This is a genomic window from Acidiphilium acidophilum (genome assembly GCF_033842475.1).
GTDB classification, from domain to species: domain Bacteria; phylum Pseudomonadota; class Alphaproteobacteria; order Acetobacterales; family Acetobacteraceae; genus Acidiphilium; species Acidiphilium acidophilum.
Genome location: NZ_JAWXYB010000002.1, coordinates 39,070 through 56,471, shown reverse-complemented (window position 1 = coordinate 56,471; position 17,402 = coordinate 39,070). Strand labels below are relative to the sequence as shown.

General features: G+C 58.1%; 17 protein-coding genes. 7 read left to right on the top strand and 10 right to left on the bottom strand.

Annotated elements, in window-relative coordinates:
- Positions 1-9: 9 nt before the first annotated feature.
- Positions 10-1,119: a VTT domain-containing protein gene (locus tag SIL87_RS01220; protein ID WP_319612473.1), complete on the bottom strand. Its 1,110-nt coding sequence runs from the start codon at positions 1,117-1,119 to the stop codon at positions 10-12.
- Positions 1,120-1,250: 131 nt separating this feature from the next.
- Positions 1,251-2,435 carry a YncE family protein gene (locus SIL87_RS01215; protein ID WP_319612472.1) on the bottom strand — a complete coding sequence of 395 codons (1,185 nt, stop codon included), beginning with the start codon at positions 2,433-2,435 and terminating at the stop codon, positions 1,251-1,253.
- A 132-nt stretch (positions 2,436-2,567) separates the two neighbouring features.
- Here SIL87_RS01215 and SIL87_RS01210 point away from each other — a divergent pair, with 132 nt between their 5' ends.
- Positions 2,568-2,849 carry a hypothetical protein gene (locus SIL87_RS01210; RefSeq protein WP_319612471.1) on the top strand — a complete coding sequence of 94 codons (282 nt, stop codon included), beginning with the start codon at positions 2,568-2,570 and terminating at the stop codon, positions 2,847-2,849.
- Between the two features lie 98 nt (positions 2,850-2,947).
- On the opposite strand, the gene traI is transcribed toward SIL87_RS01210, so the two are convergent.
- Positions 2,948-5,071, bottom strand: coding sequence for a TraI/MobA(P) family conjugative relaxase (gene traI, locus SIL87_RS01205; RefSeq protein ID WP_319612470.1), 2,124 nt, complete (start codon positions 5,069-5,071; stop codon positions 2,948-2,950).
- A complete protein-coding gene (locus tag SIL87_RS01200) occupies positions 5,068-5,529 on the bottom strand; it encodes a plasmid mobilization protein (RefSeq protein WP_319612469.1) in 462 nt (153 codons plus the stop codon). The genes traI and SIL87_RS01200 overlap by 4 nt, the downstream gene beginning before the upstream one ends.
- Before the next feature lie 348 nt (positions 5,530-5,877).
- Between SIL87_RS01200 and SIL87_RS01195 the strand changes: the two genes are divergently transcribed.
- Together SIL87_RS01195 and SIL87_RS01190 are read left to right on the top strand one after the other, a co-directional pair.
- Positions 5,878-6,468 carry a hypothetical protein gene (locus SIL87_RS01195; RefSeq protein WP_319612468.1) on the top strand — a complete coding sequence of 197 codons (591 nt, stop codon included), beginning with the start codon at positions 5,878-5,880 and terminating at the stop codon, positions 6,466-6,468.
- On the top strand, positions 6,368-7,189 hold the full coding sequence (locus SIL87_RS01190; protein WP_319612467.1) for a P-loop NTPase family protein: 822 nt from the start codon (positions 6,368-6,370) through the stop codon (positions 7,187-7,189). Before SIL87_RS01195 ends, SIL87_RS01190 begins: the two co-directional genes overlap by 101 nt.
- A 1,117-nt stretch (positions 7,190-8,306) precedes the next feature.
- Here SIL87_RS01190 and SIL87_RS01185 read toward each other — a convergent pair.
- Genes SIL87_RS01185 through SIL87_RS01175 form a run of 3 tightly spaced genes read right to left on the bottom strand, consistent with a single transcriptional unit; the run spans position 8,307 to position 10,279 of the window.
- Positions 8,307-9,275 (bottom strand): replication initiator protein A, encoded by a 969-nt coding sequence (locus SIL87_RS01185; protein WP_319612466.1) that lies wholly within the window; start codon positions 9,273-9,275, stop codon positions 8,307-8,309.
- 60 nt (positions 9,276-9,335) lie between these two features.
- A complete protein-coding gene (locus SIL87_RS01180) occupies positions 9,336-9,605 on the bottom strand; it encodes a CopG family transcriptional regulator (RefSeq protein WP_319612465.1) in 270 nt (89 codons plus the stop codon).
- 14 nt (positions 9,606-9,619) lie between these two features.
- Complete coding sequence (locus tag SIL87_RS01175; RefSeq protein ID WP_319612464.1) at positions 9,620-10,279, bottom strand: AAA family ATPase; 660 nt, start codon at positions 10,277-10,279, stop codon at positions 9,620-9,622.
- A 123-nt stretch (positions 10,280-10,402) separates the two neighbouring features.
- On the opposite strand from SIL87_RS01175, the gene SIL87_RS01170 reads away from it, so the two are divergent.
- The 3 genes from SIL87_RS01170 (at position 10,403) to SIL87_RS01160 (ending at position 12,781) form a co-directional block, all read left to right on the top strand.
- Positions 10,403-10,642 carry a DUF4160 domain-containing protein gene (locus SIL87_RS01170; RefSeq protein WP_319612463.1) on the top strand — a complete coding sequence of 80 codons (240 nt, stop codon included), beginning with the start codon at positions 10,403-10,405 and terminating at the stop codon, positions 10,640-10,642.
- The gene (locus tag SIL87_RS01165; RefSeq protein WP_319612462.1) at positions 10,635-11,039 is read left to right on the top strand and encodes a DUF2442 domain-containing protein; all 405 of its coding nucleotides are present in this window, start codon (positions 10,635-10,637) and stop codon (positions 11,037-11,039) included. Before SIL87_RS01170 ends, SIL87_RS01165 begins: the two co-directional genes overlap by 8 nt.
- A gap of 479 nt (positions 11,040-11,518) precedes the next feature.
- A complete protein-coding gene (locus tag SIL87_RS01160) occupies positions 11,519-12,781 on the top strand; it encodes an AAA family ATPase (RefSeq protein WP_319612461.1) in 1,263 nt (420 codons plus the stop codon).
- Positions 12,782-12,999: 218 nt separating this feature from the next.
- Here the strand turns inward: SIL87_RS01160 and SIL87_RS01155 are convergent, their stop codons facing one another.
- Positions 13,000-14,181 (bottom strand): IS256 family transposase, encoded by a 1,182-nt coding sequence (locus SIL87_RS01155; protein ID WP_319612316.1) that lies wholly within the window; start codon positions 14,179-14,181, stop codon positions 13,000-13,002.
- A 140-nt stretch (positions 14,182-14,321) separates the two neighbouring features.
- Between SIL87_RS01155 and SIL87_RS01150 the strand changes: the two genes are divergently transcribed.
- Positions 14,322-14,795 carry an RloB family protein gene (locus tag SIL87_RS01150; RefSeq protein ID WP_319612460.1) on the top strand — a complete coding sequence of 158 codons (474 nt, stop codon included), beginning with the start codon at positions 14,322-14,324 and terminating at the stop codon, positions 14,793-14,795.
- A gap of 287 nt (positions 14,796-15,082) precedes the next feature.
- Here the strand turns inward: SIL87_RS01150 and SIL87_RS01145 are convergent, their stop codons facing one another.
- Complete coding sequence (locus tag SIL87_RS01145) at positions 15,083-15,907, bottom strand: AAA family ATPase (protein WP_319612459.1); 825 nt, start codon at positions 15,905-15,907, stop codon at positions 15,083-15,085.
- Positions 15,907-17,394, bottom strand: coding sequence for a Mu transposase C-terminal domain-containing protein (locus tag SIL87_RS01140; RefSeq protein WP_319612458.1), 1,488 nt, complete (start codon positions 17,392-17,394; stop codon positions 15,907-15,909). Before SIL87_RS01140 ends, SIL87_RS01145 begins: the two co-directional genes overlap by 1 nt.
- Positions 17,395-17,402: the final 8 nt, after the last annotated feature.

Genomic DNA, 17,402 nt, shown 5'->3' with positions numbered 1-17,402 from the left:
CCGCTCGCCCTATTTTCCAGACATCAGGTTGCTCAATCTCCAACCTGGCTGGCTGTACATCGGCTGCGGTCGTTTCAGAGCGAGATCGAGGCCCGCTGAGAACAGGATCGCACCTATCACGGATACGATGCCATAGGCCAATGCACGCCAAGCATGTTGCCGGTCCAGCCAGAGCAAGGCGAGGCCGGCGACGGGCAGGATCACAATGCCGCTTCCAAGCTCGCTTACCGCAACAGCGCATTGCGTGGCCCAATCTACCCGCAACGAAAGGAGCAGATGGAGGACAGCGCGGTCAGCCTCAACCAGAGGGTCTCCCGCAATCAGATCCTGCAGAACACCAATCAGCAGCCAGAGGCTCCCAATTAGCAGTGCACCAAGTACGGCTAGGCCAGGAAGCTCAGTCCTGGTTGGATCGAGCAGAGAAGCGATCTGGCGCCGGAATCGCGTATCCCGAGAACCAGCCCATGTCATGAGAGGGCCACGAAACCGGGGCATTAATTTCGTTAACCATCGGATTGTGCGAGGCGTAAGCCAGACGACTAGGCCCACAATGACAAAGAAAACAAGGAAGAGCGCCTCAATCCGCCCGGCTACCGCACCCAGGATTGTCAACGAGGCGCCAACCATGACACCCATGACAACGTGGGCGGGTGCCCATAAGAGCGCCGATAGGATGTTCAGCGCGTAGAATCTGGCCGCCGCCATGCCCGTGATTCCAGCGACGAGAGGTACAACGGCTCGGACGCCCGGCGTAAAACGGGCAATCAAGATGGCCTTGCCGCCGTGTTTTTCGAAAAAAGCATCGCCTTGTTTGATCAGCTTTGGATAGCGACGGAGCGGCCAGCGTGTGACAGCCCCCTCTTTATAATGATGTCCGAGCCAATAGGAGAGGCCATCGCCCGCGATTGCGCCGGCTGTTGCAAAGGCGACCAGAGGCCAGAACCGCAAGGCACCGCCGGGAACCAATGCACCCAGCGCGATAATTACAGCTGTGCCAGGAACCAGCGCGCCAAAAACGGGAAACGCTTCTGTTCCGGTCAAGAGAAATGCCAGGCCATAAGCAAGTAGGGTATGCGTCCGAGCAAAGACTACAATATTATGAATGAGGTGGGCTATCATGTTTTAGTCCGGATAATTGCGAAGATAATGCCATTTCGGGGCATGGAGTCAGGTTGCTGGGATCCGGTGTGCCGGATTTCCAATCAGAATGAATCTCGCGGCTTCGGATGTGGTTGCACGACTGGATGCCCTTATAGGGCTGGCGCCATGATACGCATGACGCCCATGCCGCCGACATCCTGCAATGGAAAATAGGCCCAGTGCGTCCGCGGATCGACCGCGACGGAATGCGCTTCATAGGCAAGATAGCTTCGGCCCAGTAGATGCAAGCCGTTCCCTTGAAGCTGGAAGATAGCGACGACGCCGCTTTCGGAGGCGACATAGAGCCGCCGCAAGGCGGCATCGAATGCCAGGACATCGGGGCCGCTTCCGGTCTTGTAGACAGACAGGACGTGCATCGTCCGCATGTCGAGCACAAGCAGCTTGGCGTTATCGTCGCAGGCGACGAAGGCAAGCCGTGCCGGCGCGTCCAGGAGCAAGCTGTGGTCGTCCTTGCAGATCGCAGGCAGACGGTAGCGATAGATTATCCGGTTGGTCTTCGGGTCGATGCTGACGATCTCGTCGCGCGTCTGCACATCGACGAAGACGAAGCCGGTTACCGGATCATATTGCGAATTGCCGACTTCGCCGCCCATGGCGATCGTCGCCATCCGCTTGTTGTTGCGGGTATCAACGACAGTTTCGGTTTTCCCAGCTTCGTCCGAGATCAACAGCTCATGCTCGGGCGGCGCGTAGGTCATGCCGTCCGGATAGACCCCTGCCGGCGCATGGGCGATGACGTGGAAGGTTTTCTCGGAAATGACGTCGAGCCGGTTCTGCCCGGTCGCTGAGGCGAAGACCTCGTCCAGCGAAGGCACCGCGAGCACGCCATGCACCGCCGGAACGCCCTTGATGTTGGTGATGACGCGGTTGGTGCGCAGGTCAAACACCGTCACCACGCCTGAGCCGAGATGGGCGACGAAGAGCAGCCGATGCCGCGGATCGACTGTCTCATAGTCGAAGCGGTTGGGCTTGCCGCCGAGCGGAACATCGGGATGCGCGATTTGCAGCGGCAGCGGCGCCGCCAGAGCCTGGTGGGAGCCCGCCGCAAGACACATGAAGGTGACCAGCAAAACAGTGACCGCAAAAATCCGACATCTTCTCATTTTTGGAAGCGGCTCCTTGTCTGCTCCCACAGTGTCGGAAAGCATGGTTGCCACGAACTGGGCAGTCAGCAGACTCATCAGATTGATCCAACGGACCAACCCCGGGATGCGCTGCCGGTAACGCATCGCACCATCATTAAGGTATTCCCGCTCCAGATAGCTGATGAACATGGCTTCCTCCGATGGATAAAAGCAGATGACCAGATCATAGAGGAAAATCGGGAACCCGCCGTCGAGGTGTTTTGCCTTAATTCAGGCTGGCACATAAATCTTGATGATGAAGATTTCCCCGTGGGAGAAGGTATGTACAAAAACAATGAGGTGATCACAGTTCCATTCGATACGTTGAAGCTTGCTCTTGCCCTGCGCAATAAGGCTGGCTTGCCCCAAACACAGGCCGAAGGAATGACAAACGTCCTCGCCGATGCGGTTCGGTGTTATCGTGCAGCCAACGGCACCAGTAGCGGCCCGTCATTTGATACCTTGAAACTTGCGCTTGGACTGCGCGAAAAAGCTGGTTTTTCCAGAGAACACGCTGAAGCTGCCGCATATGCAATCGCGGATGCATGCCATGCTGCCACTTGAAATCCTTAGCATCATCGCCGACGACATATCTCGGTAGATAGGCATGGCTTCGCCATCGCAGGCCGTTCTTACCGACGGTTCCATCTGACCCGCCTCCTTCAGTCCATCTCGAACCCAAGATCGCGCTCTGGCTCGGCCTCCCGGCCCCGCTCCGCCTCTGGCCCTACGCCAACCGCGCCGATAGCTTCGACGGAAAGCTCCGCCTCCCGTGCCGCAGCCCGATGTACATCGGCCAGATCAACCGCCTGACCCTCCACCAAAGTGCGGGCCAGCGGCATCATATGTTCGCTGATGTCCTGGACCATCATAAGGTAACCCTGCTGCCAGAGGGCGATATCCGCACCACGTAGCCGCATGGTGCCAACAAACTGCGCCTCGCCCGTATCGCTAGGCTCCAGCCCTCGATAAAAACACATATCGCCCGGTTCCGGCCAGGCGTTCCGATGCGCAGTGAACATCATGATGGTGCTGGCCCGCTTTTCCGGCGCCGTCCACCCCTCCGCCTCGTCGATCGCCCGGATCCGCTGGTCCCGCTCGGCCTCCAGCACCGGATCGACGAACCTGATCTCCATCCGGTTCGTGACCGACGCTTCCAGAAGACTTGACCGGAACCGATCATCCCCGCCGATCTCAAGCGGCGCACCATTGGCCCGGCGATGCGCCAGATCGAGCGTCAGACGCGCCGCCTGCGGGGATGGCGTCAACAACGCCACCCCCTCCTTCGTATCCAGAACCGTACCGCCATCCTCCATGCGCCAGGTCCGATCCCCGTTCCGCCCCACTTTGGCTTTCACCCCAAGGGTTGGTCTCGGCTCGACCGAACGCTCAGGCACCCGGATCATCGAGGCGCCAACCCGTTCCTGGCGCCCCTGCCGTTCAGCTGTTTGCCGCAAGGCTTCGAGCGCGGCCCGATCCCCACTCTCCGCTTCACGGCGCAACCAGTCCGGCCAACCTGGTGCCGGGGGATGCTCTGTCCGGATCCGCTCCCGCGCCGTCATGCTCTCCCGCCGATGCCGATCCAGCAACGCGCGCTGCTCACGTTTCAGCGCGTCATAGCGGATCCGTGGATCGATCCCGATGGTGACCTTCAGCCGTTTAATCTCACCGAATTTCGCGGCGTAGTGCGCGGCAATTCTCGCCCGATATGCCCGCTCCGCCGCAATCTGTGCCGCCAGCGCCGCGCCCCGGCCCGCCCGACCGCCATCCCGCTCAACAACATAACGATCCCATAGACCAGGCTCGCCTCGATGCTCTGGCCGCACCGTCCGCTCATAGATGCTCTCCGGCACAACCGCCGCCACCGTTGCGCCTGCCGGCTGATACACGCCAAGCCGGTCGGTCAGCTTCCTGAAACTCATCGATCGGTCGAGATCGCTCGCCCGCATCATCAACGCCGGCTCGCCGCGCTTGCCGATCACCAGCCCCGCCCCGCGCGGGCGGATGTCCAGACCATGCCGGGCGGCCGCCTCATGCAGCACTGCCCAACCGCCCCGATCATTGCGTCCGGCTTCAAGCAGGTCAGGACCGGCAACCCGTTTCACCCAGTCGATGAACGGCTCTTCGCCTGTATGCGCCCGCATCGCCACCGCTGCATCCGGCACCCGCGCCCGCCCAGGCTCCGGCAAGCCGTGATTTGTCCGGGTCAGCCCATGCTCAACCTCCAGCTCGGCCGCCATCGCAGCCAGGCGCTCATGGTCCCGGAATAAATGCGCGGCTTTGAACGTCTCCGGATGGATTAGATTGATCGCCACATGCAGGTGCAGATGCTCCTTGTCCCCATGCAGCGCTGATATCCGCTGATGCGCCGATAATCCCAGACCAGCCACAAGCCGGTCCTCAATCGCCTCGATCTGTTGCCGCTCCGGGCGCTCCCCCGGCGGGAACGCCACCACCAGATGATAATTCGCGTCCGCCTTCACCCGCCTGTTTATCCCCTGGGTGGCATCCATCACCTTGATCGCCACCTCCAGATCATCCGCCAGCGCGCAATTCGTGATTCGGATCCATGCCACCCGGTCGCCATGCCGAACCTGGTCACCGAGATAGGCGCCAAGTCGGCGCACCCCTTGCGAGCCGCGTCGGCCATCGGCACCAATTTCTGCGCCAGCGCCAGCTCGCCCAGCCTCTCCCTGCCCCGGCACCATCGCCGCCGTCACATACCGGGCCAACTGCTGGAACCCGCTCGCCCGCGTCACCTTCGGCGGCACCCGGCGCACAATCATAGCCGCTTCACCGCCTCGCTCAGCCCGGCCAGACCCTGCCGGATTTCCGCAACAACACGCTCCACCGTCAGTGGCGATAGTTCAGAACCACGGGAGAGCTGGGAACGGATCAGCTCCAGCGGCTCCAGTAACCCGCGCAGCACCGCGCCCTGGCGCTCCAGCGCCACGATCGCCGCCTTCTCCACCGTCGAATTGATCAAGGCATGCACCGCCGCCACACGGACGTAATCCGTGACGCCAAGACCGGCCGCCTCCGCCCGCGCCTCGATCTGCTCCCATTCGCTTGGCGTGTAACGCACCGCCAGCTGCACGCTCCGGCTCTCCCGCGACGCCCGCGGGCGTCTCACACGGCGAGGGCGGCGCCCCATGGAATCCGCCGGAGAAGCCGTGCCCGCTTCGGCGGAACTATCGGTCTCGGCCTCGTTGTCGGCTTCCATTGGCGTTTCCTCTCCACTCACAAAAACGCGCCGGGCACTCCCCCTCCGCTTGCGTCGAGCCACAGGCGAGTAAGCACCACCCCGCCCCCTCACGCGGCACTATAACCCTCCGCATTTGCATCGCAAATGAACATCTTGCCTTCTTTATACTAAGTGTATCAACCGCAACAAGACGCATCATGCCTCATTCAACCTCATTTCATGGGATCGTCGGCTTGAACGCGCTTTCGTGCGGCTAAATGTGACTTATTGCGTCCTTGAGCGCCTTAGTCTGATTAAATGAGATAAAATGCGCTTGTTGCGGAACGGTGACGTTGCTACCTTGCGTTCATGGTAGAAAGCAAAGCTAGGCCGCGCGGAACCGCCCGCATGGCGTTCCGCTCCGTCCGGGAAAAAGTGGCCGCGGAAATCGAAGCCGGCGCCACAATCAAAATGATCTGGCAAAATCACTTCGGGGATCAGTCACCCCCCCTTATCGGCTACAGACATTTCGCCGACTTGGTCTCATGCGAAGTCACCAATTCCGGATCTCGCGGCGAGCGCACACTTGGAGGGAAAAGTCTCGCACCCGCTAGTGGTCAGACCGCCAAGCCACCCCCGGCACAGGCACAACCCAGCCCGACACCATCAAGTGGACAAATGATCACGTCCGGATCTCCAACTGAGATTAAAACCAGAAAATTCATCGACTTTGGAAATCTCGAATCCACCCTCGATCGCTGGTACCCCCCAAAGGAACGCAATCAGTTGCCCGAGCCCGCCTCTTCTTCAGCGCCGGGCTTGCAATCGGCCACTGCCTCGTCGAATCATGCCGCGGCATCGCCCGCCACCGATCAATTGAAGGGATCAGATCAGCCGCATGAACCCAAACACCAGCCCGCAGACGGCCTCATCTTCTCCCTCGATCACCCCGACCACGACACCCTCTTTCAACCCGCCTGCAACAAGCCGCCAGAATGAAATCCATCTGATCCTCCAGGGGAAAGGCGGAACTGGAAAATCGCTCATCGCTCTTCTCCTGGCTGATTACCTGAGTGAGCGGTGCTCCAGCCTCAGGTGCATCGATGCCGATCCCGTCAATCGGAGCCTCGGCGGTTATAAGGCGTTGGACCCTATTGGCCTGGGTCTTCGATCCGATGGCACACCGGACTGCGAGGCGTTAACCGCCACCTTGGCCGAACCCCAAATCAGCTGTCTGGTCGATACCGGCTCGACCATCTTCTTGCCCCTGATGAGCTACTTCGTACAATCCCGCGCCATCGAAACGCTGCAAGCCGCCGGCAAGACGGTTTTTGTGCACATCCCCATCGCGGGGGATATGCTGGCGGAAACCCTGAACGGCTTCCGCCAGATCATGAAACATCTACCCGCCGGCGCCCAGGCCGTCGTCTGGCTGAATGAATATCAGGCCCAAGTCCAACCAAACGGCCAGCCATTCACCGATCTGAATATCTACGCCGAGGTGAAAGACCAGATTCGGGGGATCGTCTCACTTCCAAATCGCAGCGAAATATTTATCCTCACGATCCAGGATTTACGCAAAGAACAGATGACCTTCAGCCAGGGCCTGGCTGGATCGCCGCGCCCAAGCACCGGTGAACCACTCAACATCATGGTTCGACAGCGCCTCAAAATCATACAACAAGAAATCTTCGAACAGCTCGGCACCGCCAATCTCTAACAACCAGCCTCTCGGGCACAGGGTTCGTCCCGGCAAAGGTACGTATCGCGACATAGGATTTCCGATAACCCCTTAAATTATTTAGATAATTAAGAAATTCAGAGCCGCGCCGTTCCAAAACTAAACGGCACTAGGTTTGCTAAATTTTGATTTTGAGATGGCTTATGAAGCGCATTTTGGCTTGGAAACAGGCATGAAAGGGCATGTTACTCATTCCCTCGTTTGCGAAACGCCCCTCCGTTGAACCCTATGTCGCGATACGTACCTTTGCCGGGATGGACCCCAGGCGAGGCTAACCCGAAACGGTGAGCTTCCCGAGACCTTCTTCCCCCTGAGCATCTTGAGATGGTGCCACCCCCATACCGGTGAACGCCAGAGCGAGCGCGGAGCGGAAGCCGCGCTACGCGGCCCGCTATGCGGGCAGTCTGGCGTGGCCCGGCTGCTGGTGACGCGCGAAGCGCGCGAGACTACCACTTCACGCCCATAGGGCGTGTCTGCATGAAGTGCTGAAAAGGGAAAGATTTTATCTGGTCATAGGAGAAATATAACTCTGGGGTGGTTTCTTGCTCAGGCTGAGACGCCGGATAAACTGCCGGCTTGCCTTGCGGTCAGCGCTTGGCCCATGCGCGCCAGCGCCGCTGCCAAGGCATCGCCAGGGTATGCTTTTGTCCCGCTCGTTGTGAACACTTATCCACAGCCGCTGATGCGTTAAAAGAATCTGTTAAAATAGTTAAAACGCGCGCGCGTTGTTAGGCTTTTATAGCTGCTTGAAAAATAACAGGAAAATCCGAGTCTGCGTCCCTAGAGTACCGAACCTCTGCGTCCCTAGAGTACCGAACCAACGTCCCTAGAGTACCGAACCAAACGTCCCTAGAGTCCCGAATCCCCTGCGGACTTATCCACAGATTCGCTTTTAAGTCGCCGTTACCGGTAGCGGCGAGATATAAAATGTTTCCGGAAACATTTGTTTTCCTTCAACTCCCCCCGATACCCAGTTACCCACCAACAATCGATCGATTTTGGAGGTCAAACCAGTATGTTGTGCCTACCTACGATAAAAAAATATAAAGTATTTCAATAGCTTAGACAATAAACGTCCCTAGAGTACCGAATCTTGCTACCGTAAAGTTCGTTTAGCCCGTGGCCGACGTTTCCTTTCGCCCACAGCGCCACCTCTTTCCTTTTCCAGGTCGGTAGTGATTGCCCGCGTCCCAGCCTCGTTTTGGCTGTAAAAAACAACAGCGTCCTCAGCCGGTAGGTACTTCATGTGATAGTCGAGGAGCGGCCCCTCCTCTGCGATCACGATTACGGCCGCCCTGAACTTCCGTAACAGGGCTCGACTCCCAACCTTCTTTTGCAGCAAATCAAGGCTGACCTTCCAGCGCCCTTGGTCTCCGCAGTGTTTGCGGGCCAACTCATAAATCCGCTTTGCAATTGGCTTCCTAAGCCGAAAATACTCACGTGGTATCGTTAAGACTTCCAACGAGAGCACAGCGTTATAGGTCCATTCTGAAAGGGTTATTCGTATGGATTCCATTCGGTCACCTGGCCCTTTGGTAACTGTTTCTGCCCCATCAATTAGGCCAAACCATTTACTCCCTCCCTTGCCAGGTCGGCCGGTTTTTAACGTCGTCTTCATGCGAGTGCCGGCAAGCCTGTCCAGTGCTGCCGCGAGCAAGGTGTAGCTTCTGGCATTCGTATCACTGTTGGTGAACAGCAATAGCTCTCTGGCCGTGATTTCAACTGTTCTAGCGGGCGTCATTCCTTTGTTGATCCCGGCGACCAGCTTTGAGACACAAAATAGGATTACATCTTTGTCGTGCTGGGTGGCCCTCCCCCGGACACTGGGAATGATCTCAATTACATCACCGTTATGCTCATATTTGAGTTCCCGCGTATCGCCGTCTTCGACGGCAAAAATCGGATGCTCCATGCTGGCCATCTCGTCCTTTGGGATAGCCGTGATACCTGCCGTCATGAACAGATCGAGCTGGGGATACCGTTCAGGGATCAAGACCGTTTTTTTGGCCTCACTCACCTTAACTCTCTTTTCTAATTTTTTAAGGGCTCGCTCGATCCCAGCCATGAGAATTCCTTGATAATGGGTCTATATTAATATTAAACCAATATTAAAAACAAACTCAAATCACTTAAAGATGTCGCCTTCAAGCGCACGATACAAAGCCATGTTAATGACGGCAGCACGGGCCTGGCCGGTGCGCTTGGCAACATCATCCACTCGACGCAGCATGTCTGGAGCGATCGTTAAAGAAATCTGACGCTTATGGCCCTTGGCTATGCCCTTCTCGTACACGGCTGTAACGGGGGTTTGGCTATGCCCACCATCTGGGGCGGCCGCTATGAAAGCGTCTTGCTGGGCCTCAGTTTGAGACTTCGGTTTACGTTGTATTGACATCTATTTGGCTCCTATTAGGCTATTGTTTTAATATTAAAAAGCAATGAGCATAGATTATCTAGCTCAGCACAGGCTTTAGGATCGCGCGGCAACATTTCCATAACGGCCAAACCGGCCCCGCCGGCATTGCTGAAGGCTTTCCGCCGTCGGATCGGAGCGTTGAGGTACTGAAACTGCGGTACATCCGCGACCGCCGCTGCAGCATCCGCATTATCTGACGAGGTTTCGCCGGGGTCTGCTAGATTCAAAATAGCCATCGCACGGAGATTGTCCCGAACACTCCTGGCCTCGTCCACGAGAGCGGCCATGTCTTCTAAGGCCCAAACATCATAGGAGCGTGGAGCAAAAGGTACGAGAAGAACATCACTGAGAATTAGCGCCGCCCGAAGTGCGGTGCTGTCCCGACCTCCGGCGTCAATAATGATGTCATCCCACTTGTCACGCTGCTGCTGTACCTGCCCACGCAGACCAGGTCCGTCACAATATTGAGCGCAAGCAATGCCGGGCTTTCGTCCGGCCTCCACACGAGCGGCAATAGCTGCTGCGGCTGTGCCTTGCCGGTCGCCGTCAATTAACCACACATCTCGGCCAAGGAGAGAACGGGCTATCGCGATTTGGACGGCTAACGTCGTCTTACCAACCCCGCCCTTAGTGTTGCCTACCGTAAGGATCATAAAAGCCCCTTATTAAAGAATTGGAGGAGCCTTCTTTTAATATTAAAAGAATGTTCTTTCAAGTTTTTTTAATCTTGACGTAAAATACCTTTAAAAACCTATCATGATGGGTTATAAGGTCGCATGGTCACTGTATTTCGCGCTCTCGGCCTACGCGTAATTATCTTTATCGATGATCACCAACCGGCCCATGTGCATGTCTTTGGTGACGGTCATGCCAAGATCAATCTCCTCGGTGTTGATGGCACACCTGAATTGGTCTGGACGGAAGGTATGACCCGCGCTGAGGTCCGCCGCGCCATGCGGATTGTTCTTGAGCAGCAAGCGCTGCTTCTGGCTCGATGGGAGGATATCCATGGTTGAACTGAATGACGCCCAGATCGATGCCGCCACGGAACGCGGCAAGATCGCGCACCTGAATGAGCCGCGGGCAACAGCGGTTCGCTATAATCGAAAGCTTGGCCGCGTCGTCGTTGATCTGCAAAACGGCTGCACTTTTACCTTCCCGCCACATCTTGCCCAGGGACTGGAAGCAGCGACGGACGACCAGCTGGCCCAAGTCGAGATTCTCGGCGCCGGCTACGGCCTGCATTGGGAAGCCCTTGATGCGGATCTGTCGGTTCCCGGCCTACTGGCCGGCCTGCTCGGCACCAAAGCATTCATGGCACGCCAGGCCGGTAAAGCGAAAAGCCCCGCTAAGGCGGCCGCAGCCCGGACTAACGGCGCTAAAGGCGGGCGCCCCAGAAAGGTTTTTGGGTAGTCGCCAGCGCCCTACAGCCTGATTCGCTCAACCTCATCAAAGCTGATTTCGTCATAAAGCGATCATATGGCGGGGGAGGGGAGGGGGCGTGAAACCAAAACAATTTCTTGTCGCGCAACTCCTAAGTTATGCGACATCCGCAATCGGCCCGATACGGGCGCTTGGCTGCTAATCACGGGATCCCCGAACCGGACATTCAACGCCTTCTGTTGGAAATCGGCGCCGGTCAATTTCGTATTTTCATAGCTCCGTCCCAAGTCTGACGACGGGCAGCCTCTCTGCACCCAGAAGATGTTTGCAGGCGCCCGTCGTCAGACTTGGGCGCTCAAGAGCGGAGCCTTGAAAGCCTAACGTGTAGCGCAGAATTCGCCTGAAAAACCGGACGGAAACTGCCGTGCAAAGCTGACAAATCGTCCTGACTGGCTAATTCGATGGACTTTTCGCGAATATTATGCATAAACGCCATATAAAATAGGAGCATGGCTGTGCTGGTTGAGTTTCGAGTCAAGAATTTCCGGTCCTTTCGAGACGAGGCGATTCTCAATCTCGTGGCCTCACGCGACAAGACCAACGAAGAAACCGCTGTCATGGCTACGGGGAACAAGTCGGTGCCCCGGCTGGTGCGCACGGCCGGTATCTACGGACCCAATGCTGGCGGCAAATCCAACCTCGTGCGCGCAATGCAACTCCTACGCGGCATAGTGAAAGATTCAGCGACTTTGCAGGCAGGCCAGCCGATTAACGTCCAACCCTTCCGCCTCGATCCTGTCGCCACGGAGCAACCTATTGAGTACGAAATCACGTTCCTACTGGACGATGTTCGCTACCAGTTTGGCTTCAGGCTCACGCCGCACAAGATTCTGAGCGAATGGCTTATCGTCTACAAATCGACGCAACCCGCGACGTGGTATGATCGCAATTTCGATCAGCACACTCAGAAGTACGATTACAAGTTCAGCGCTCAGCTGCTTGGCGCCAAGGGTGTATGGTGCGAAGCCACGCGCGAGAACGCGCTGTTCCTGTCGACCGCCGTGCAACTGAACAGCGAGCAGTTGCGCCCCGTATTCGCCTTCTTGACTAACGGACTGGTGATCTTCGAGAACGGAAGCGGCCCCGTCCCGGACTATACGATTTCCCACATTGCGCGAAACAAGGCCGATAGCGTGCGTGAATTTCTGTCGGCAGCAGACACCGGCATCGCTGATATCCGGCTCATAAAGCGGCAAGGCTTCATGGGCACCATGAAAGTCGACTTAGCAACGGGTCAGTTTGAGCCCCTTCCGGCGGAGCCACGAGAGATTACTGTACCAACTTTCGAACACAAAGCGAATTCCGGTTCAGCAGAGTTTGATTTTCACGATGAGTCCGAGGGTACGCAAAAGCTTTTTGCTCTCGCTGGCCCAGTCTTTGAAATCCTCGAACGCGGCCAAGTACTAATCGTCGATGAACTCGACCGAAGCCTTCACGCACTGCTGGTGCGTCAACTGATCGGAATGTTTCAAAACCCAGACCTGAATCAAAAAGGCGCGCAGCTGATCTTCACGACGCACGACACCTCTTTGCTCGACGGCGAGCTGTTGCGCCGTGATCAAATCTGGTTTGCTGAAAAGGACGAGGATCAGGCATCGCATCTGTATCCGCTGTCCGATTTCTCCCCGCGGAAGGGCGAGGCGCTCGAGCGCGGTTATCTAGCGGGACGATATGGTGGGGTGCCGATCCTTCGCACGCTAAGGCTCAACTAATGGTGAAGCATCCTCGTGCAAGAAGCAGCCGAGATCTAAGACGCAAGCCCCCGAAACGTCCTCCCTACCCTCGGGTACTGATCGTCTGCGAGGGTGCCAAGACCGAGGTAAACTATTTCGAAGAGATCCGACAGGAAGCGCGGCTCCCGATGGTGAACCTGCGCGTGATCCATAGTTGATTGAGCAACCTGATGTCTGGAAAATAGGGCGAGCGGGGGTCAGGCATCCTGGTAGTCCCACTTGATGTAGCCCTTGGTGTCGGCGGCCCATTTTTCATCGATTTCGACGAGGACGGCGCTGACGAGGCGTTCGAGGGAGGCTTCGTTGGGGAAGACCCTGATTTTGGTGGTGCGGCGTTTGAGTTCCTGCTGGATGCCGCGTTCCATGGGGTTGGAAGTGCGAAGCCGGCGCTGGTGGGGTTCTGGCAGTGTGAAGACGGTGAGGCCTTCGGGGATATTTCGTTCGAGCCAATCGGCGAGCTTTGGTGCGGTGTCGCGATAGGCATTGACGAGGGTTGTGAGAGCGATCTGGGCAGCGGCGAGGGAATTTGCGTTCCAGACGGTCCGGAGTTCTGCGCCGATGCGTTTGCGGATGGCGTGGTTGGGGGCGTGGTGGATGGCGTTTTGGGCGAGGTGGAACTGGCATCGTTGCCAGTGTGCGGCGCCGAAGACGGCGCGGCGTGCGGCGTGCAATCCGGCATGGTCATCGGAGACGATGAATTCGACGCCTCGCAGGCCACGCTGATGGAGGCTTTCGAGGAAGGCACGCCAATGGACTTCGGCCTCGGAAAGGGCGACCGAGACGCCGAGGACACGGCGGCGTTCATCGGGTCCGATGCCGATGGCCGAGAGCACGGCGGCATCGCGGACGACGCCATTATCGCGCATTTTTTCATATCTGGCGTCGAGGATGAGGTAGCGGATCTCGGCGAGGGGTCGGGTGCGCCAGGCGGCGAGTTCGTCATCGAGCAGCTTGCTGGCGCGGCTGACCTGAGCGGAGGAGAGGCTTTCGATGCCGAATTCGCGCATGACGGCCTCGACGTCGCGGGTGGAGACGCCTTTGATGTACATTTCGGCGACGGCGACCATGACGGCGCGGACCGAGCGTCGGCCGCGTTCGAGGGACTGTGGGTAGAAGGGTTCGCCCACGTGACCGGCGGTTTTGGGGACATCGACGGTGATCGACCCGGCCGGGGTATCGATCCGCTTGGGCTTGTAGCCATTGGCGTAACCCTGACGATCGGGGTTGCGCTCGTAGTGACTGGCGTGGAGGAAGCGTTCGCGCTCGATCTGCATGGCGAGTTCGAAGGTCCTGGCAAATACCGTGGCGATATCGCCTGCGCCGTTTTCGATCAGATGTTCCAAAAGTGCCTCGATAATCGTATCCTTTTTGGCGTCCATTCATCGGTCTCCATGTTGGTGTGAACAACTGCATGGAATACCAGAATGAACAGCCCTTGCCGGGGCATGCCCCGGCAAGGGCACCAACTCCCAACCCAAAATGAATTTCCAGACGTCAGGTTACACCACCCCATAGTTCCTTGGGAACAGAGCCGCAGCAGATAGTGCAAAGCGCGGAGGAGGAGTTTCTTAAGTCAAAAGGCTTTGAGATGGTCTATGCCGTGTTCGACCGCGATGAGCATCGAACCTACGCCACGGCGATTGCAATGGCGGCGGCGCGCGACCGCAAGCTGACGAATGATGAGAAGGTACCCGTGTCCTTCGAAGCTATCGTTAGCGTTCCCTGTTTTGAGCTGTGGCTTTTGCTCCACTTTGTGAACATCATGGCACCGATGCACCGGCACGAAGCATTGGCACAGCTGCAACGGCACCTAGAAGGATACCAAAAGGGCAACAATGGGATTTACGCCGTAACGTTGCCAAACCTCGCGATCGCTACGCAGCGCGCGACTACTCTCAAGGAGGAGTATAGCCGTTTGCCGGGGGAGGACCCTTATACGGATGTCCATGAGCTTGTGAAGGTCCTGCGAAAGCTGAAGAACAGCAAGTCGTGAGATGGGAACTTATCGCGAGCCCGATTGCGTCGTCCATATCGACAGGCATCTGAAAGATGCCCCCCTTGCCCTGAGCAAGTTCGAGCGGAATCGCCATCCCGCTTCTGGCCAGTCTCGGTGCGGGCCGAATGCCCGGTATCTGCCTTTCCTTCGTAACCGGACCGCACGCTCTCAACCCAACCGCGACATGCGGTGTCGCATAACTTGTAAAACCTGCGACATTAGGCAGCATCCCGATCTGTGACCTTCAGAATTAAATGGCGGCGTTTCTTCGGCGTTATTTGGCATCAAATCCCCACCACGAGCGTGCTTCGCGCGGCCTCTACCACGTCGTCGGTGATGACCGACAGCCCGTTGATCTTGAGGATGCGATCGATCTGCACGAACAGCCGGTGAAGGAGCCGAAAATTGCCGCCAGTGATTCGGGCAATCGAGGCAATCGCCTGGGAATCGGTGAAGTCCGCGCCGTCGAGGGAGAGGCCGAGCCTGCGCCAGTGGCGGGTGAGGACGAAGGTGAGTTCATCGCTATGCAACGGGCGATAATGGTGGGCGAAGCCGACCCTGCTATAGAGCTGGGGGTAGCGGGACAGGCGCTTCTCCATTCCTGGCATGCCGATCAGGATGACCCCGATTCCGGTGCGGTCGAATATGTCCCGAACGAATTCGAGGGCCGCCATCGAGAGGCGCTCTGCTTCGTCCAGGATCAGCATTTCGATCCGGCGCTCGTTTTTGCCGCCCAGGCAGTCTTCGTCGTCACCCCACAGATGATTTTCGATGCATATCTCGACCCGCACCATAAGGTCGCCCAACGTCCGGCGCATGTCACGTAGGGCACCGAGCACAGTTGGCGTGTAGAAGACGGCGCGCGAGCCTGCCAATGCGGCGTCGATTTTCTCTTGGTCGGGCCGACGATCCCAATTTTCTATCGCTTCGCCAGCCAAATTCCAGTGAGTGTACCGGCGCGCGGACAGCGTTTTGCCGACTCCCGCCGGCCCATAGCAAAGACCGATATAGCGATGCCGGCGAACGGCTTCGGCAAATTCTGTGAACCGGCGATGCTCCTTGGTCGCGATGAACTGCCCAGCTCGTTCTCCGCATTCCTTTGTGGTCATCAATCGCCCTCCTGGTAGAGCCGGAGCTTGATTCGGGGTTGCGCTCGGGGAGGTTGCGGATCTCCGGATTGAGATTTGCCCCCGGCCGGCAAAAAGTCCGAGACCCGTGCAACCCGCTCGTTGATGGTCTTGCGCAAGGACTGCCGATGCGCCCGCCGGGCAGCTTGGATGTCCTTCAAGGTCAGGACCTCACCGGCGTGTTCCTCGCTAATCGCGCGGCAGAGGAACTGATTGTGATGGAAAACCCTGATTTCGGAGAGGTCGCGCGGGTCATAGCGGATGGTGACCGCCTCGCGGACATAGGCCGCCAGCGTTGCATGGCTGTAGCGGAACCCCTGGAAACGAATGCCATCACGCCGGACAGTGCGTGGCTCGGCATGCATGACGAGCAGCAAATCGAGATCTTCGAGGCTTTCCGGCAAGCGCGGCAAGAATCCCCTGCCGCGCCAGGCGTCCAGCGGCGTTTGTCTGATTTCCTTGTGGATGCGGACATTGTACGTACCGACAATGTAGTCGGTGACCGCCTGGTCCAGATCGGACAGGGATAGGCTTGGCGGCGTTGCCGGTTTGCCGTTGATCAAATGCCCCGGCAATTCCGGCAGCAGCTCCGAATTCAGTGTTCCGAAAAGGCGCTCCACCTTACCGCGCCCCTGCGGTCGGGCGACGGTGGAATAGATGATGCGGAAGCGTAGATCGGCCGCGACCTGATCAAGATGGTTGCTGGTAAAATCACTCCCGTGATCAACGTACAGCACGTCAGGAATTCCGCACACCGGCCAAGCTGGATCGGCCTTGCGCCAAATCGCCTGACGCAGGGCGAGGCTGGTATTGAGGATTGACGGCGCACCGATAAACGCCATGACGCCGGCGAGCGCGCGGGAATGATCATCAATCACGGTCGTCAGCCACGGCCGCGTCGGCCTGCCCGCTTGGTCGAGGATGAGAAGGTCAAGAATCGTGTGATCGGCCTGCCAGACCGCGTTGGGCACGCTTGCCCGGTGCCGGTGGATCATTTCGAACCTGTCGCGGAAGGCGGCTGCGCCTTCGTGCGCCAGTGTCATGGTGGCCGGATCGATCGCGGCAAGGATCGCGTAAATCGTGCTGTACGAGGGAACAGGCCAGCCTTGTTCCGCCGCGATCTTGCCAATGCGGCGGTGAACCGCAGCGGCGGAACTGCGTGGCTTTTTCAGCGCCATGCCTTCGATGAGGGAAACCAACTCGATGGGTGCCCGGCGGACTCCGGCGTCGCCGCGAATTGTGCGGGCCAGGCCGGCAAGCCCACAGTCTCGATACCGGGTCAGCCAGCGCTGCGCCGTCCGAAGCGCAACGCCGGCGTTGTGAGCGGCCCGCGCGAGTGGGATGTCCTCCTCCAAATGGGGTCGCAAGACACCAAAGCGCTGCATCGCCATCTGGCGATGCTCTTCTTTAAGGGTTGCCGCCCTGGGGACTGGGGTCTCCACGCGCGTTATTTCAGCCTCCCTCTTCATATCATCCG

Bases quoted from the DNA above. Each gene is read 5' to 3' on its own strand.
- SIL87_RS01175 (WP_319612464.1), bottom strand. From the start codon at position 10,279: ATGATCCTTACGGTAGGCAACACTAAGGGCGGGGTTGGTAAGACGACG.
- traI (WP_319612470.1), bottom strand. From the start codon at position 5,071: ATGATTGTGCGCCGGGTGCCGCCGAAGGTGACGCGGGCGAGCGGGTTC.
- SIL87_RS01185 (WP_319612466.1), bottom strand. From the start codon at position 9,275: ATGGCTGGGATCGAGCGAGCCCTTAAAAAATTAGAAAAGAGAGTTAAG.
- SIL87_RS01165 (WP_319612462.1), top strand. From the start codon at position 10,635: ATGGTTGAACTGAATGACGCCCAGATCGATGCCGCCACGGAACGCGGC.
- SIL87_RS01170 (WP_319612463.1), top strand. From the start codon at position 10,403: ATGGTCACTGTATTTCGCGCTCTCGGCCTACGCGTAATTATCTTTATC.
- SIL87_RS01160 (WP_319612461.1), top strand. From the start codon at position 11,519: ATGGCTGTGCTGGTTGAGTTTCGAGTCAAGAATTTCCGGTCCTTTCGA.
- SIL87_RS01180 (WP_319612465.1), bottom strand. From the start codon at position 9,605: ATGTCAATACAACGTAAACCGAAGTCTCAAACTGAGGCCCAGCAAGAC.
- SIL87_RS01215 (WP_319612472.1), bottom strand. From the start codon at position 2,435: ATGTTCATCAGCTATCTGGAGCGGGAATACCTTAATGATGGTGCGATG.
- SIL87_RS01155 (WP_319612316.1), bottom strand. From the start codon at position 14,181: ATGGACGCCAAAAAGGATACGATTATCGAGGCACTTTTGGAACATCTG.
- SIL87_RS01210 (WP_319612471.1), top strand. From the start codon at position 2,568: ATGTACAAAAACAATGAGGTGATCACAGTTCCATTCGATACGTTGAAG.
- SIL87_RS01140 (WP_319612458.1), bottom strand. From the start codon at position 17,394: ATGAAGAGGGAGGCTGAAATAACGCGCGTGGAGACCCCAGTCCCCAGG.
- SIL87_RS01220 (WP_319612473.1), bottom strand. From the start codon at position 1,119: ATGATAGCCCACCTCATTCATAATATTGTAGTCTTTGCTCGGACGCAT.
- SIL87_RS01145 (WP_319612459.1), bottom strand. From the start codon at position 15,907: ATGACCACAAAGGAATGCGGAGAACGAGCTGGGCAGTTCATCGCGACC.
- SIL87_RS01190 (WP_319612467.1), top strand. From the start codon at position 6,368: ATGAACCCAAACACCAGCCCGCAGACGGCCTCATCTTCTCCCTCGATC.
- SIL87_RS01195 (WP_319612468.1), top strand. From the start codon at position 5,878: ATGGCGTTCCGCTCCGTCCGGGAAAAAGTGGCCGCGGAAATCGAAGCC.